Genomic DNA, 14,426 nt, shown 5'->3' on the forward strand with positions numbered 1-14,426 from the left:
CGGCCTGCGACGACCGGTCAGCTGCTGGGCATTTTGAGCACGATGTTTCTGCTGCCTTTGCGGTACCGCAGTTCGGCATCACCGATCGCCGAGACCTGGCCGCCATCCAGCCTGTCGCCGACCTGCACTTTTTTGTAACGCCCGTTGCCGAGGCGGATCAGTGCCCGCCGGTCAGACGGTTTGCCGTAAACCCCGATCAGGTTCACCCGGCGCAGGTTGATGGCGTTCTGTTCTGTCGCTTCGCGCGCCGCTGACGCACTAGACGGAATGCGCGGGGCAACGGCTCCGGGCGCTGCGCTCGCAGTGGTTACAGCGGCCGGAGCAGAGGCGGCGGGCGCGCTCTGCAGGATACGAGCCACGCGGATGCTGAAATCCGAGGGCCGTGCTTCAGGGCGCAGTGAGACAGCCACAGCATTCTCAGGTGCGGGTCCGGCATCAGATTCGGTGAAAAGCGAGCCGGCTGTCCCGGCACGTGGTGCAGATGCGGCAGCAGCAGAGGCAGCGGCGTTTGCGGCTGCGGTCAGAGCAGCGGCCTGTTCCTGCAGCGACTGCGGACGCGGGGGCGGCCTGAAAGCTGCCAGCTCCGACCGGGTCAGACCGGCGAAGGACGCGCGTTCGGACTGTTCCGCAAAATCGTCGGGACGAAGTTGCGGGCGGAAACCTGCGAGAAGAGCCAGCAGAACGGGGTCGGCCACGGAAGCCTCTTCGATCACCTGAACGCGCCCCTGTGGCGGGCGGACGGGTGGGGCGCCTGCAAAAATTATGACGCCGTCGGGATTCATAGCCCCCGCTGACGTCGGAATGACGAACCCACGCTCGTCCAGCGCAAAAGAAATGCCCGCGGGAGCCGGTGACGCAGGTGTCAGCAGCACTGCGTCGTCCGACACAGCAACGGTTTCGGGCAATGCGACAGCATCAAAAGCGACCTGAACAGGGTCGATGCTGGTGACATAGAGGTTTTCCAGGTCCACAAGCCCCGGCGCAGAAGGGACCTGAGGCGCCACAGACCAGATGCCCGTTGCGGCATAGCGCGCCAGATCATCCACCGGTTCCTGGGGCGTTTCCGGCACTTCCGGTGCGACAGGTACGCTCAGCGCTTCGCGGATCGCGGCATCCGTTCCGGTCGCCGCGGCCGGCTGCCATGCCGGGTCTGCGGTTTCCGGTGTAGTGCCGCTGGTGCCTGGCACCGGGTCCTCGGGCTGCAGGGGGGCTGCAAACTGCGCCTCGGGCTCGCTGTCCTCAAATGTGTCCAGCAGCGCCGAAAGGCTGCCGCTGCCAAGCAGACCGGAAGCCCAGATGCCTGAGCCGACTGCGAGGAGCAGAGCAAAAAATCCAAGTGTTGCAGGCCGCAGCAGCAGACTGGTCTTCTGTTCACCCCGATGCTGGTGTCCGAAAGCTTCAATCTTGCTGGCCTGGTGCGCGGCAAGCGATTTTACCTGCCGGGGTGGCCGCTGAACGCGGGAAGCCGCGACCGGCCGGTGCTCAAACGGTTCCGGCTCCTCGGCAAAGCCTGTGTGCCGGGGCGTTGGCATCTCGTACCGGACGTCAGGGGCAGGGGGTATCTTCGGGGTTTGTGCCGTTTCCGTGCGTGGTCCGAAAAACGGTGTGCCGGGAAAAAGATCCCCGGTAGGTACTGCGCTGAACTCTACAGGCTCAAACCCGTGATCACGCGCAAACCCACGGGCTTCCTCCAGCGTCTCGCGTGCAACAGCGGCAATGAAAAGGCGATCGGCCGAGAGAGCTGTCGCGATGCACAGATCGGCGATGGCATAGGGCGTCTGACCATCCAGCGCCCGTTTGGCGGCTTCCTGTCCGGACATCTCTCCGGGCAGAAAGAGAATATCCATATAGCGGATCTGATTGTCAGGCAGATTGATCCGGCAGTGCAGACTACCGGAACTCAGCCGGACCGCCTGGTCCCTCAGCTCTGAAAGCTTTTCTGCCAGATCGGGAGCGGCCGGATCAACGGTCGCCATGCTATCCCAGCCGGTTGCTGATCTGAGCAACAGGTCAATGCCTTCGTGGGACAGAGAGAGCGCGAGTTCCGGCGTCATAAACTTTCTTTACCAGCAGGCATTTGCAATCAACAGGCAGCGCAATAACACTGTCAGGATACAGCAGGTCTTTGCCGAGGGAAAGGCAAAGGGTTTCCGCCGCAGGACGGATCAGCGGTATAGAGGTCACTGGCAGGACCATCAGAATGGAGAAAGTAATGCGTACAGCAGCGATCATACTGTCCCTCGGGCTGGCCGCAGCCGCGCCGGCACTGGCTGAAGACGTAAGAACGATCTCGACCTCTGGTACCGGGACGGTCGAGCAGGCGCCCGATATGGCCGTGATTGACATTGGTGTCACACTGGAAGCTTTGCGGGCCGGTGACGCGCTGGACGGAACCTCGGAGGCTGTACGCGGCGTTCTGGCAAGCCTTGATGCGCTGGGTATTGCCGAACGGGATATCGCCACCAGCAACATCTCTCTCCAGCCTGTCTGGAACAACCGGGGGCCGGGCGATGATGACAGACCCCGCACCATCGGCTTTACGGCGTCGAACACGCTGACCGTCCGTGTGCGTGATCTCGACAAGCTGGGCGATGTGATGGAGCTTGCTGTCGGGGATGGTGCGAACCGGTTCAATGGCGTGCGGTTCGCGATCCAGGAACCGGAGCCTGTTTATGATGCGGCGCGCACCGCTGCTGTGCTGGATGCGGTCCGCCGCGCCACTCAGCTGGCGGAAGCCGCAGGTGTTAGCCTTGGGGAGGTGCGCAGCATCAGCGAGCGCGGGGCCGGGCGCCCCTCGCCGATGATGGAAATGTCAGCGGCGCGTGTGGCTGATGTGCCGGTGTCTGCCGGTGAATTGAGCGTCAGTGTCACGGTCGATATGGTATTCGGGATCGCAGACCCATAACGCCGAAGCGCACAAAAAAGGGGGCGCTGTCCCGCGCCCCCGTCGTCGGGAAGTGTCCCGTCAGCTCGTCGCTTTGGACAATGCCTGATCAAGGTCAGCGATCAGGTCATCGGCGTTTTCTGTACCGATAGAAATCCGTACGACGCCTGGGCCGGCGCCGGCGGCTTCCTGCTGTTCTGCGGTCAGCTGCCGGTGCGTGGTTGAGGCGGAGTGAATGACCAGTGATCTTGTGTCACCAAGGTTCGCCACATGGCTGAAGATCTCCAGCGCATTGACGAATTTGACGCAGGAATCGTATCCACCTTTGATCGCGAAAGTGAAAAGCCCGCCTGCGCCTTTCGGGCAGATTTTCTTGACCCGGTCAAAGTAAGGGGACGATTTCAGGCCCGCGTATGTGACGTAGTCGACCCGGTCGTCTTTCTCCAGCCAGGAGGCCACGGTCACCGCGTTCTCCACGTGACGGTCCATGCGCAGTGACAGGGTTTCGGTACCCATCAGAGTATAGTGCGCTGCCTGCGGGTTCATGGTCATGCCCAGATCACGCAGCCCGATGGCAATGCCATGGAACGTGAAGGCCAGCGGCCCGAACGTCTCATGGAACTTCAGACCGTGATATGCCGGTTCCGGCTGGCTGAGAGAGGGGAATTTGTCATTGGCGGACCAGTCGAATTTGCCCGAGTCTACCACACAGCCGCCGGTCACAGTGCCGTTGCCGGTCAGGTATTTGGTTGTGGAATGCACGACAAGCGTTGCGCCGTGTTCAATGGGCCGGCAGAGGTAAGGTGTGGCCGATGTATTGTCGACGATCAGCGGGATGCCCGCTTCATCGGAGATCGCCGAGATTGCATCGAGGTCCGTGATGTAGCCGCCGGGGTTCGCAATCGCTTCGCAGAAGACCGCGCGCGTGTCGTCATTGATGGCTGCCTTCACTGCATCAAGGTCATCGAAATCGACAAAGGTACATTCCCAGCCGAAACGTTTGATCGTGTGCGAGAACTGCGTGACGGTGCCACCGTAAAGACGGGTGGAGGCCACGATGTTCTTGCCCGGGCCCATGATCGGGAACAGTGCCATGATCTGTGCGGCGTGGCCCGAGGAGCAGCAAACCGCACCAACGCCGCCTTCAAGCGTCGCGATACGTTCCTGCAGAACGGCAACCGTCGGGTTGGTCAGGCGCGAATAGATGAAACCCACTTCCTGGAGGTTGAAGAGCGCTGCGGCGTGATCGGCGTCGCGGAACACATAGGCCGTGGACTGATAGATCGGTGTCTGCCGGGCACCTGTGGCCGGGTCGGGCCGGGCGCCTGCGTGAATCTGCAGCGTATCAAAGCCATAATCGGGGCCATCTTGCATTGGAAATACTCCCTGAGTTGTTTGCGCCTATGGTTAGGGGAAGCCCGGAGTGACCACAAGAGCGGCCCACCGCATCCTGCTTATAGTCCCGGGTCCGCCCGCGCCGGAGGTGTGCCACGGCGCCGCAATGATCCCGCAGCGTGTCTGTGCCGGGGAGCTGTATCTAGCAGAAACCGGCTTCAGCCCGTCAGAAGGATGTCCGCAGGCAGCGCGTTTTCGGCAACCGCGCGCGCATTTGCGATGTCATTTCCGGCGGCGCGGTCAGCGGCCTGTTCCGGCGACAGGCCATGACCCAGCCAGCGCTGAATGAGGCGCTGTTCCAGCGTTTCAATCGCAATATCCAGCCTGACCGACAGATCCCAGTGCGGCGCGAGATCGCGCCAGACCGGCGCGTCGAAAAGCAGGTAATTGCCTTCGACGATCACGGTGTCGCAATCCGGCCCCACCCGTCCGGCGCAGGCTACCGAAATATCCCGGTCCCGTTCGAACAGCGCATAAAACACTTCGTCTTCGTCGTGCAGCCTGCTGATCAGGCTGACAAATCCCGCAGCGTCAAAGGTATGTGGCGCACCTTTGCGGTTGAGGCAATCGCGGTCGAGCAGGATCTGGTTATGCAGGTGGAAACCGTCCATCGGGACGACTTCGGCAGCGCACCCTTCTTCGTTCAGGGCAGTGGCGAGGCAATCCGCGAGCGTGGTTTTCCCGCTCGCCGGTTGTCCGGCCAGAGCGACCAGCCGGCGGCGCCCCTGACGCGGCGCCGCAAGAACGCGCGGACAGAGCTGCGCGGCCATGTCCGCGGGGGAGGTCATGCCGCCTGAGAAGGCGCTTCTTTGGCACCGGTCATAAAGGCGACTGCGTCGGACATTGTGTAATCCTTGGGGTCAATGACACAGAGCCTGCGACCCAGCCGGTGCACGTGAATGCGGTCTGCGACCTCAAACACATGGGGCATGTTGTGACTGATCAGAATGATCGGAATGCCGCGGGATTTTACGTCGAGGATCAGCTCAAGCACCTTGCGGCTTTCCTTGACGCCCAGAGCCGCCGTGGGTTCGTCGAGGATTACAACTTTGGAACCGAAGGCGGCGGCACGTGCCACGGCCACGCCCTGGCGCTGGCCACCTGACAGGCTTTCGACGGCCTGATTGATGTTCTGGATTGTCGCAAGCCCCAGTTCGCTCAGCTTGTCACGCGCGAACTGTTCCATGGCCTGTTTGTCCAACCGCCGGAACACTTTTCCCATGATGCCCGGTTTACGCAGTTCGCGCCCCATGAACATGTTGTCCGCAATCGACAGGGCAGGGGACATGGCCAGTTGCTGGTAGACCGTCTCGATGCCTTTGTCCCGGGCCTCAATCGGAGAGCGGAACCGGACTTCCTGTCCTTCGAGCCAGATCTGGCCTTCATCGGGAACTACCGCCCCCGACACCGCCTTGATCATGGAGGACTTGCCCGCGCCGTTGTCTCCGATCACGGCCAGGATCTCGCCTGGCATGAGATCAAAGTCAGCATGGTCGAGCGCGGTGACCTTGCCGTATCTTTTGACAAGGTTCCGGGCTTTGAGAATGGGCTCTGTCATGCTGCCACCTTTCTGATCCACTGGTCTACTGCGACGGCTGCAATGATCAGCATACCGATCAGCATGAAGGTCCACTGCGGGTCTGCGCCTGCCATGCGGAGGCCCAGTTCGAACACGCCCACGATCAGGGCACCAAAGAGCGCGCCTGCGATGGAGCCGCGTCCGCCAAAGAGGGATATTCCCCCGATCACAACAGCGGTAATAGACTGAATATTGCCGATGACGCCGGTTGTTGCAGAGGGCGAGATCGACCCGAACCGGCCGACCATGACCCATCCCGCAAGCGCGCAGATAAATCCGGCGGCCATATAAACGGACATATAGGTCCGGTGTACGTTTACCCCTGACAGTTCCGCCGCTTCGGGATCATCGCCCACAGCGTAGACGTGCCTGCCCCAGGCCGTGGACCGGAGCGCGTAGGCGAGCACGACAAAGAGTGCGATCATGCCGATCACCCCCAGCGTGAACGTCGCCCCGCCGAACTGAATTTTGGTGCCAAGGAACTGCAGGAACGATGCTTCGGCTTCGATATCCTGTGAGCGGATGGTTTCGTTGGCGGAATAGAGATAGTTCGCGGCCAGAACGATCTGCCACATGCCCAGCGTGACGATAAACGGCGGCAGCTTCATCCGGCTGACGAGCCAGCCCGAGATGGCGCCCAATGCCGTACCAACGGTCAGGCCAATGGCGACGGACACGGCCGGCGGCACGCCGTACTGAAATGACGCCTTACCCATCACCACCGTGCAGAGCACCGCGATGGCGCCCACGCTCAGGTCAATCCCGGCGGTCAGAATGATCAGGGTCTGCGCGGCTGCGAGTACGCCAACGATCTGCACCTGTTGCAGAATGAGCGTCAGGGCAAAGGGCGAAAAGAAACGCGACCCCAGCAGAATGCCAAAAAGTGCAATTGAAAAAATCAGGACGATCAGCGGCACCAGAGAAGGCGTCTGATGCAGGGTGTGCTGGACGCGCCCGACGAATCCGCGGCGGTGATCTTCGAAGGCTGCGACCTTGACGTCGGCAGAAGAGAGAGCCGCTTCGTAGTTGTCCGGTTGGGTCATGGAATCCTATCCTGATGGACGGTGTCAGGGCCGGTCATCAACCGCCCTATGGTATGGCTGTGAAGATGCGGGGGGAAGGCTGCTGCCCCCTCCCGCTTTTGTTGCTCTGCCTGCGCAGATCAGCCCCAGCAGAGGTCCTTGCCTTCTGCGACCGAGATGCTTTCCACGCCGTCGGCTGGCTTGTCTGTCACCAGCGATACGCCGGTGTCAAAGAACGCCTTGCCTTCTGTTGCTTCCGGCTTGGTGCCATCCTTGGCCCATTGTGCAATCGCTTCGATGCCCAGTGATGCCATCAGCAGCGGGTACTGCTGCGAGGTTGCGCCGATCACGCCGTCCGCGACGTTCTGAACGCCGGGGCAACCGCCGTCGACGGAGACGATCAGCACGTCGTTCTCACGACCGATGGCCTTGAGTGCTTCATAGGCACCGGCAGCCGCAGGTTCGTTGATAGTGTAGACAACGTTGATGAACGGGTCCTTGGCCAGCAGGTTCTCCATGGCACGGCGGCCACCTTCCTCGTTTCCTGCGGTGACGTCATGGCCGACGATACGCGGATCATCCTCGTCACCCCATTTGTTGGGGTCTTTCACGTCGATGCCGAAGCCGGTCATAAAGCCCTGATCGCGCAGAACCCCAACCGTCGGCTGGCTGATCGCCAGATCCAGCATGCCGATTTTGGCATCTGCTGCTGCGTCGCCCAGCTGGGCAGCGGCCCATTTGCCGATCAGTTCGCCCGCAAGGAAGTTGTCCGTGGCAAAGGTCATATCGGCCGCATCAATGGGTTCCAGCGGCGTGTCGAGCGCAATGACAAGAAGACCCGCGTCGCGCGCCTGCTGTACAACCGGAACAATGCTTGCAGTATCCGAAGCAGTCAGCAGGATACCCTTGGCACCATTGGCAATGCAGGTTTCGATCGCCTGAACCTGTGTTTCGTGGTCACCGTCCACCTTACCGGCGAACGAGCTCAGCTGGACGCCCAGCTCTTCGGCTTTGGCCGAGGCGCCTTCCCGCATCTTCACAAAGAACGGGTTCGTGTCGGTTTTCGTGATCAGGCAGGCAGAGACACCGTGACCATCGGCAAACGCGGCTCCGGCGCTTGCAATCATCGCCATTGCGGTTCCGGCAATAAGCTTTTTCATAATTTCCTCCCAGGGGATTGATTTGATCGTCATGAGCAGCAAAGCCGCCCGGACCCGGCGGCCCTATCCGCTCAGGTTGACGCTTAGGGAAACCGATTCACCCCAGAGTGTCAATAAATAAATAAACTTGATTTATTAATTAGGATGTCGCTTACTTTATGAGTGCAGAGTGAGGTTTTTGGACCGGGTATGGACGGCGGCGAAATCACAGAGCGCCTCGGTGGCGTTAATCAGAGCGGTGTGCGTAACCACAACGAACGCCTTCTGATGTCTATGCTGCAGCGCTCCGGTGGTATGGCCGGAAGCGACATGGCCCGGCGCGCCGGACTGTCGCCACAGACCGTCTCGGTCATTCTCAGAAAGCTGGAAAAAGACGGTCTGCTCCGGCGGGGTGATCCGGTGCGGGGCAGAGTGGGCAAGCCATCCATTCCGATGCAGCTGAACCCTGACGGTATTTTTGCCTTCGGGCTCAAGATCGGACGGCGCAGCGCCGATCTGGTGGTGCTCGATTTTGTGGGCAGGGTGCGCGAGCAGCTGAAGAAGACCTATGAGTATCCGCTGCCCGAAGAGATTTTCGACTTTCTGCGCAGCGGGACGCAGAAACTGGCGCGGCGGCTGAGTGCTGATCAGCGCGAACGCCTGTGCGGCATCGGAATCGCGACACCGTTCGAGCTGTGGAAATGGCACAAGCTCGCAGGGACACCCGCCGACAGTTTCAGGTCTTGGAAGGACATTGATTTCCGCAAATCCGTTGCCGAGTTTTCGCCACTGCCGGTCTATGTCGGAAATGATGCTACCGCTGCCTGCCGTGCTGAACACCTCTATGGAACGGACAAGGGCCTGCAGGACTATGCGTATTTCTTTGTCGGCTCTTTTGTGGGCGGTGGCATCGTTCTGAACGACACGGTGTTTCAGGGTAATCAGGGGAACGCGGGGGCCCTTGGCGCGATGCGCAGCACCGGGCCGCTGGGCGAAAGCCGGCAGCTGATTGATGTGGCCTCGATCCATCTGCTGGAAACGCGTCTGATCGAAGCGGGTGTGCGCCCCTCTGTGCTCTGGGACGAACCGCAGGACTGGACGCGACTTGCCCGCTATGTGGATCCGTGGCTGGGCCAGACCGCACAGGAATTGTCCAAGGCGGCACTTTCCGTCTGTGCGGTGATCGACTTTCAGGGCGTCGTGATCGACGGGGCGTTTCCCGAACCGGTGCGCCTGGAGCTGGTCGAGCGGGTCAACCGGTATCTGGCCAGTCAGGACACGCGGGGCCTGATTGCCCCGGTGGTGGCCGCCGGCAGCGTCGGTGCAAATGCACGCGGGATCGGGGCGGCAAGCGGGCCGATCTCGTCGCAGCTGCTGCTCGATAAAAACGCGGGTTTGTCGGTCTTCTAAAGAGCTGCGCCGAAAAAGTCTCTGATGTCAGGAAAAGTGGTGGGCGACCCCGGAATCGAACCAGGCGTGCGTCTCCGCGAGGGAGTTACAGTCCCCTGCCACACCTTGCGGCCTGTCGCCCACTCTGTCCATGCATTGCATCAACAGTGGCGCGTGATTACAAGCGGACCCTACAGGCGTCAAGACGAAATCCGAACCTTTTCGCCGCCGCAGTCAGGCAGGACCATTGAATGAAAAAACCGAAGTGGGTCGTTCAGAAAGAGCAGGACAAAAAGGCCCGGTCCCGCGAGACGGTCTGGCTCTTTGGGCTGCATGCGGTGCGGGACGCTCTGACGAACCCGGCGCGCAGCCGGGAACGTCTGGTCGTGACCCCCAACGCGGAGCAGAAACTGGCGGATGCCATTGCGCAGAGCGGCATGACACCGGAAGTTGTCGAGCCGCGCAGGTTCAGCGTGCCGCTTGATCCCGGGTCGGTGCATCAGGGCGCGGCGCTCGAGGTGAAACCGCTGGAATGGGGGCGGCTTGAGGACGTCTGCATCGGGGATGAAGCGCCCCGCGTGATCCTGCTTGACCGGGTCACGGACCCGCATAACGTCGGTGCCATCCTCCGGTCTGCTGAAGTGCTGGGGGCGTCTGCGGTGATCGGCACCCGCCATCACTCCGCGCCGGAAACGGGTGCGCTGGCCAAGACCGCCAGCGGCGCGCTGGAACGGCAGCCCTATCTGCGGGTGCGTAACCTCGCCGATGCGATCCGCGCATTGCAGGACATGGGCTACACCGTGCTGGGCCTTGATGGCGAAGCGGACCAGACAATCGAACAGGCGGTCGCAGGACGTACTGACCGGCCCGTGGCGCTGGTGCTGGGCGCGGAAGGGCCGGGCCTGCGGGAAAAGACCCGCGATACCGTGGACCATCTGGTGCGGATCGACGCGGCGGGCGGTTTTGGGTCGCTTAACGTCTCGAATGCCGCGGCAATCGCCTTATATGCAAGCCGTGGCCCGCGCGGCAGCGCATAGGAGAACCGGACATGCATCCGAAAATTGCGACCTGTTGTTATTGCGGGGCACGGGCTGCCCTGCGTCTGGACAAGGTGCGGCATGAACTGACATGCGCCAGTTGCGGCGCCCCCCTGCATGACCTGAAACGTCTGCCGGTCGAGCGCAGGGACACGGGGGCGGAAAAACGGCCCACCCCGCCGCGCCGCAAAAAGCATGTACCGCCGCCGGAATACCGGTCGGATTACAGACGCCCGAAGAAGCAAAAGCGGCGCAAGGGTTTTCTGCGCTATGCGCTTGAGGAGATCGCGGACGTCGTCGAAGACATCTTTGACTGAATTCTGCCGCTCAGTTTAACGGTTCGTTCACAGATTTGAGAGAGGGTCTGGGCAGGCGCTGAAAGGCGCTTAAGTATTCTGAGTATCAGTTGGCCCGGAACGCCGATTGATTGCGTTACTGTCCCTCGTTCCGTACCTTGCAGCGCCCGTGGCATTCATGCTCCGGGCGCTCTTTTTGTCTCTGGAACATATGAGTAGGGTGCCGGCATGAACAGGACGATGCGCGAACACAGAGATATCCTCCAGCGCACCCGGCGGATTGCCGCCGTGGGTGTGTCCATGAATCCCGTGCGCCCCAGTTACTATGTGGCACGGTATCTGGGCCTCAGGGGGTATACCGTCATTCCCATCAACCCTATGCATGCGGGAGAAGAGCTTTTTGGCCAACCCGTCTACGCGAGCCTTTCCGACATTCCGGAACCCGTCGATATGGTTGATATTTTCCGGAGGTCCGAAGCTGTTCCGCCTATTGTTGACGAAGCGCTTAGTGTGTTTCCGGACCTCAGGACGCTGTGGATGCAGATCGGTGTTGAGCATGAAGACGCAGCCGCCCTGGCAAGAGCACGCGGGATTGATGTAGTAATGAACCGGTGCCCCAAAATCGAACACCAGCGCCTTTTCGGTGAGTTGCGCAAGGGCGGATTTAATACAGGTGTGATTTCGTCAAGGCTCTGATATCAGTCGCGCGCGGCTTTTTCCTGCAGCCCGGACTGTGCCTGACGTCCCGCCAGTTCCTTCAGAACCGCCTGCAGCGGCACATCGCGCGATGCGAGCATGACCAGCAGGTGATAGAGCACGTCAGCGGCCTCGCTGGTCAGCGCATCGCGGTCGCCTTTGACCGCTTCGATGATGGCTTCCACCGCTTCCTCACCAAATTTTTCGGCGCATTTCTCAGGGCCTTTCGCCAGCAGCTGTGCGGTCCAGGAACTGCCCGGGTCTGCGGATTTGCGGGCTTCGATCGTTTCAAACAGGTCTTGCAGGGTCATGTCAGCCTCATCGGAATGCCTGCCGCGGCCATATGAGCCTTGGCCTCTGCAATGGTGTAGTCGCCAAAGTGGAAAATAGAGGCCGCAAGCACAGCCGACGCGCCGCCCTTTGTCACGCCTTCCACGAGGTGGTCCAGCGTGCCCACACCACCCGAGGCAATGACCGGCACGTTCACCGCATCCGAAATGGCGCGCGTCAGTGGCAGGTTGAAGCCTGCGCGCGTGCCGTCGCGGTCCATGCTGGTCAGAAGGATTTCTCCCGCGCCCTTCGCCTCGACGGTGCGGGCGAATTCGACGGCATCGATGCCGGTGGGTTTGCGCCCGCCATGGGTGAAGATTTCCCACTTGCCGGGACTGACTGTTTTGGCGTCGATGGCGACCACGATACACTGGCTGCCGAACTGATCGGCGGACCGGGCCACGACATCCGGATCGGCCACAGCCGCCGAGTTGAACGAGACCTTGTCCGCGCCTGCAAGCAGCAGCGCGCGCACGTCCGCCGGTGTTCTGACGCCGCCGCCAACCGTCAGCGGGATATAACAGTGCTCCGCCGTGCGGGTCACAACGTCAAACATTGTGCCGCGGTTTTCATGCGTGGCGGTGATGTCGAGGAAACAGAGCTCGTCGGCACCTGCGGCATCATAGGCAATGGCTGCATCCACCGGATCTCCGGCGTCGCGCAGATCGACAAAGTTCACCCCTTTGACCACACGGCCTTCGGCCACGTCGAGGCAGGGAATAATGCGTGTTTTGAGCATATTGCTTACGTCCGGGGCAGTCCGTCAGAGGGTGGCTCGGCAAACTGTGCCACCCGGGCCAGAGCGTTTCTGGCGATCATGATGTGAAACGGCATGATCGCGGCCAGATAGAGCCGCCCGCCGATGTTGTTGGGCTGGACCCAGGTTGCAAGGTACACAGATCCTGCCTCGCTCAGAACACTCACGCGGAAATTGAGGTGGCGGTCATTGAAGCCAGCGATGATCTCGTTCTCCGGTTCGGTCTCGACCGGGAAAAGCCCGAGTTTATCGGCACTGTCCGGACCATCGGCCATAAGGCCGAAGGGGGCAGTCACCACATTGCGCAGAGCAACGAGGACACGCGCCCAGCCGGGAAAATCCACAATAATTTCAGCAGCCTGGCGCGGGGGCAGGGGCGAGGCAACGCTGTAGCAGTCGAGAAAATCACCCGGTGTTCTGCGCGAATGCAGCATGCTCTGCGCCGGCAGGTCCGTTTTTCGCACGCGGTTCTCTGTCATAAAGGTCACCCCCGCAGTTCTGCGAGCGCTTCCCGCAGGTCTATGGCGCCATCATAAAGCGCGCGCCCGGAAATTGCACCGTTCAGCGCTGTGCCACAATCACGCAGGGCGCGCAGGTCATCCAGTGACGACACGCCGCCCGAAGCGATCACCGGGATCGACACGGCGCGTGCGAGATCCGCTGTGGCGGCGATGTTGGGTCCGCCCATCGCACCGTCGCGCAGGATGTCTGTATAGATGATCGCAGCGACACCTGCGTCCTCGAACGAGCGGGCCAGATCGGTCACGCGCACATCCGTTTCCTCGGCCCAGCCCTTGGTCGCAACAAAACCGTTGCGCGCATCGATACCCACGGCGACCTGGCCCGGAAAGGCCTTTGCTGCCTCGCGCACGAGGTCCGGATTTTCGACGGCGATGGTGCCCAGAATGACCCGCGCGAGGCCTTTCTCCAGCCAGGTTTCGATGGTGGCCATGTCGCGGATGCCGCCGCCCAGCTGGGCCGGCACATCGCAGGATTTCAGGATCGCCTCGACAGGGGCCGCATTCACCGGCGCGCCGGCAAAGGCGCCGTTCAGATCGACCAGATGCAGCCATTCGCAGCCTGCTTCGACAAAGCTGCGGGCCTGGGCTGCGGGGTCGTCACTGAACACAGTTGCCTGGTCCATATCGCCGTGCACGAGGCGTACGGCCTGGCCGTCCTTGAGGTCAATTGCGGGGTAGAGAATCATCGTCGGTGTCCTGTCGGTATCGCGTCGGTTTAACGTCGGTATTACGTCGGTGCGCCGCGCGCGCTTCATGCACGAGCCGTTCACGAATTGCAACGCGACGTAAAGTCAACGTGCGTTGCGACGCGGGGTCACTGTTGCCTGAAAGGCGGACCCGGTTCCAGATGCCACCCGCAAGGGAGGACATATCATGACAAGATTTTGGGTGGCCTGTGCGGCCATGGCAGTTACGGCAGGCATGGCGGCAGCGGACCCGCTGGAGGGCACATGGCAGACGGAGCCGGACGAGGGGGCTTTTGCGCACATCGACATCGGCCCCTGTGGCGCGAATTTCTGCGGCACGATCGCGCGCACCTTCAAAGACGGCGGCGAGTACAAATCGCCCAACCTGGGCAAGACCCTGGTGATCGACATGGCGCCGCAGGGATCGGGCAAATACGAGGGCAAAGTCTGGCGCCCGAGCAACGACAAGATTTATCTGGGTAAAATCGCGCTGAATGGTGACAGCATCAGACTGCGCGGCTGCGTGGCGGGTGGTCTGATCTGCTCGAAACAGACCTGGGCGCGGGTAAAGTGATCCGGCTGGCCCCGGCATTGTTCCGGGGCCGCATGGTGTCTGAACCTGCGTTTTGCGTTTGACGGGCTGTGCGAAACGGACAGCTGAAAAGACAAGGCTTGCCCGGGCCCGTATTGGCAGG

General features: G+C 61.5%; 16 protein-coding genes and 1 tRNA gene. 6 read left to right on the forward strand and 11 right to left on the reverse strand.

Going from position 1 to position 14,426, the window contains the following annotated elements; all coding sequences use genetic code 11:
• Positions 1-17 precede the first annotated feature (17 nt).
• Positions 18-2,054: a hypothetical protein gene (locus tag ACZ1HA_RS04275; protein WP_472712993.1), complete on the reverse strand. Its 2,037-nt coding sequence runs from the start codon at positions 2,052-2,054 to the stop codon at positions 18-20.
• A 146-nt stretch (positions 2,055-2,200) separates the two neighbouring features.
• On the opposite strand from ACZ1HA_RS04275, the gene ACZ1HA_RS04280 reads away from it, so the two are divergent.
• Positions 2,201-2,905, forward strand: a complete 705-nt coding sequence (locus ACZ1HA_RS04280; protein WP_472712994.1) for an SIMPL domain-containing protein — start codon at positions 2,201-2,203, stop codon at positions 2,903-2,905.
• A gap of 60 nt (positions 2,906-2,965) precedes the next feature.
• Here ACZ1HA_RS04280 and ACZ1HA_RS04285 read toward each other — a convergent pair whose 3' ends face one another.
• The 5 genes from ACZ1HA_RS04285 to ACZ1HA_RS04305 form a co-directional block, all read right to left on the reverse strand.
• Positions 2,966-4,258 (reverse strand): O-acetylhomoserine aminocarboxypropyltransferase/cysteine synthase family protein, encoded by a 1,293-nt coding sequence (locus tag ACZ1HA_RS04285; RefSeq protein WP_436399520.1) that lies wholly within the window; start codon positions 4,256-4,258, stop codon positions 2,966-2,968.
• Between the two features lie 179 nt (positions 4,259-4,437).
• Positions 4,438-5,067 (reverse strand): nucleoside/nucleotide kinase family protein, encoded by a 630-nt coding sequence (locus tag ACZ1HA_RS04290; RefSeq protein WP_472712995.1) that lies wholly within the window; start codon positions 5,065-5,067, stop codon positions 4,438-4,440.
• Positions 5,064-5,837: an ATP-binding cassette domain-containing protein gene (locus tag ACZ1HA_RS04295; protein WP_375228217.1), complete on the reverse strand. Its 774-nt coding sequence runs from the start codon at positions 5,835-5,837 to the stop codon at positions 5,064-5,066. The genes ACZ1HA_RS04290 and ACZ1HA_RS04295 overlap by 4 nt, the downstream gene beginning before the upstream one ends.
• Complete coding sequence (locus ACZ1HA_RS04300; RefSeq protein ID WP_375228216.1) at positions 5,834-6,901, reverse strand: ABC transporter permease; 1,068 nt, start codon at positions 6,899-6,901, stop codon at positions 5,834-5,836. The genes ACZ1HA_RS04295 and ACZ1HA_RS04300 overlap by 4 nt, the downstream gene beginning before the upstream one ends.
• Positions 6,902-7,020: 119 nt before the next feature.
• A complete protein-coding gene (locus ACZ1HA_RS04305) occupies positions 7,021-8,040 on the reverse strand; it encodes a sugar ABC transporter substrate-binding protein (RefSeq protein ID WP_375228215.1) in 1,020 nt (339 codons plus the stop codon).
• A 189-nt stretch (positions 8,041-8,229) separates the two neighbouring features.
• Between ACZ1HA_RS04305 and ACZ1HA_RS04310 the strand changes: the two genes are divergently transcribed.
• Entirely contained in the window at positions 8,230-9,429 is a 1,200-nt protein-coding gene (locus ACZ1HA_RS04310; protein WP_472712996.1) for an ROK family transcriptional regulator, read from the forward strand.
• 37 nt (positions 9,430-9,466) lie between these two features.
• Here ACZ1HA_RS04310 and ACZ1HA_RS04315 read toward each other — a convergent pair.
• A tRNA-Tyr gene (locus ACZ1HA_RS04315) sits at positions 9,467-9,550 on the reverse strand.
• Positions 9,551-9,659: 109 nt separating this feature from the next.
• On the opposite strand from ACZ1HA_RS04315, the gene rlmB reads away from it, so the two are divergent.
• From rlmB to ACZ1HA_RS04330, 3 genes are all read left to right on the forward strand, one after another.
• The gene (rlmB, locus tag ACZ1HA_RS04320; protein WP_472712997.1) at positions 9,660-10,445 is read left to right on the forward strand and encodes a 23S rRNA (guanosine(2251)-2'-O)-methyltransferase RlmB; all 786 of its coding nucleotides are present in this window, start codon (positions 9,660-9,662) and stop codon (positions 10,443-10,445) included.
• A gap of 11 nt (positions 10,446-10,456) precedes the next feature.
• Positions 10,457-10,762 carry a hypothetical protein gene (locus tag ACZ1HA_RS04325; RefSeq protein ID WP_472712998.1) on the forward strand — a complete coding sequence of 102 codons (306 nt, stop codon included), beginning with the start codon at positions 10,457-10,459 and terminating at the stop codon, positions 10,760-10,762.
• A 219-nt stretch (positions 10,763-10,981) separates the two neighbouring features.
• Positions 10,982-11,437 (forward strand): CoA-binding protein, encoded by a 456-nt coding sequence (locus ACZ1HA_RS04330; RefSeq protein ID WP_472712999.1) that lies wholly within the window; start codon positions 10,982-10,984, stop codon positions 11,435-11,437.
• Positions 11,438-11,439: 2 nt separating this feature from the next.
• Here ACZ1HA_RS04330 and ACZ1HA_RS04335 read toward each other — a convergent pair whose 3' ends face one another.
• Genes ACZ1HA_RS04335 through hisA form a run of 4 tightly spaced genes read right to left on the reverse strand, consistent with a single transcriptional unit; the run spans position 11,440 to position 13,731 of the window.
• Positions 11,440-11,748: a phosphoribosyl-ATP diphosphatase gene (locus ACZ1HA_RS04335; RefSeq protein WP_375228209.1), complete on the reverse strand. Its 309-nt coding sequence runs from the start codon at positions 11,746-11,748 to the stop codon at positions 11,440-11,442.
• Positions 11,745-12,506, reverse strand: a complete 762-nt coding sequence (gene hisF / locus ACZ1HA_RS04340) for an imidazole glycerol phosphate synthase subunit HisF (RefSeq protein WP_472713000.1) — start codon at positions 12,504-12,506, stop codon at positions 11,745-11,747. The genes ACZ1HA_RS04335 and hisF overlap by 4 nt, the downstream gene beginning before the upstream one ends.
• A gap of 5 nt (positions 12,507-12,511) precedes the next feature.
• Positions 12,512-13,003: a DUF2867 domain-containing protein gene (locus tag ACZ1HA_RS04345; protein WP_472713001.1), complete on the reverse strand. Its 492-nt coding sequence runs from the start codon at positions 13,001-13,003 to the stop codon at positions 12,512-12,514.
• A gap of 5 nt (positions 13,004-13,008) precedes the next feature.
• Positions 13,009-13,731, reverse strand: coding sequence for a 1-(5-phosphoribosyl)-5-[(5-phosphoribosylamino)methylideneamino]imidazole-4-carboxamide isomerase (gene hisA / locus ACZ1HA_RS04350; RefSeq protein WP_472713002.1), 723 nt, complete (start codon positions 13,729-13,731; stop codon positions 13,009-13,011).
• A gap of 187 nt (positions 13,732-13,918) precedes the next feature.
• On the opposite strand from hisA, the gene ACZ1HA_RS04355 reads away from it, so the two are divergent.
• A complete protein-coding gene (locus ACZ1HA_RS04355) occupies positions 13,919-14,305 on the forward strand; it encodes a DUF2147 domain-containing protein (RefSeq protein WP_375228205.1) in 387 nt (128 codons plus the stop codon).
• Positions 14,306-14,426: the final 121 nt, after the last annotated feature.

The organism is Roseobacter sp. S87, assembly GCF_055693285.1.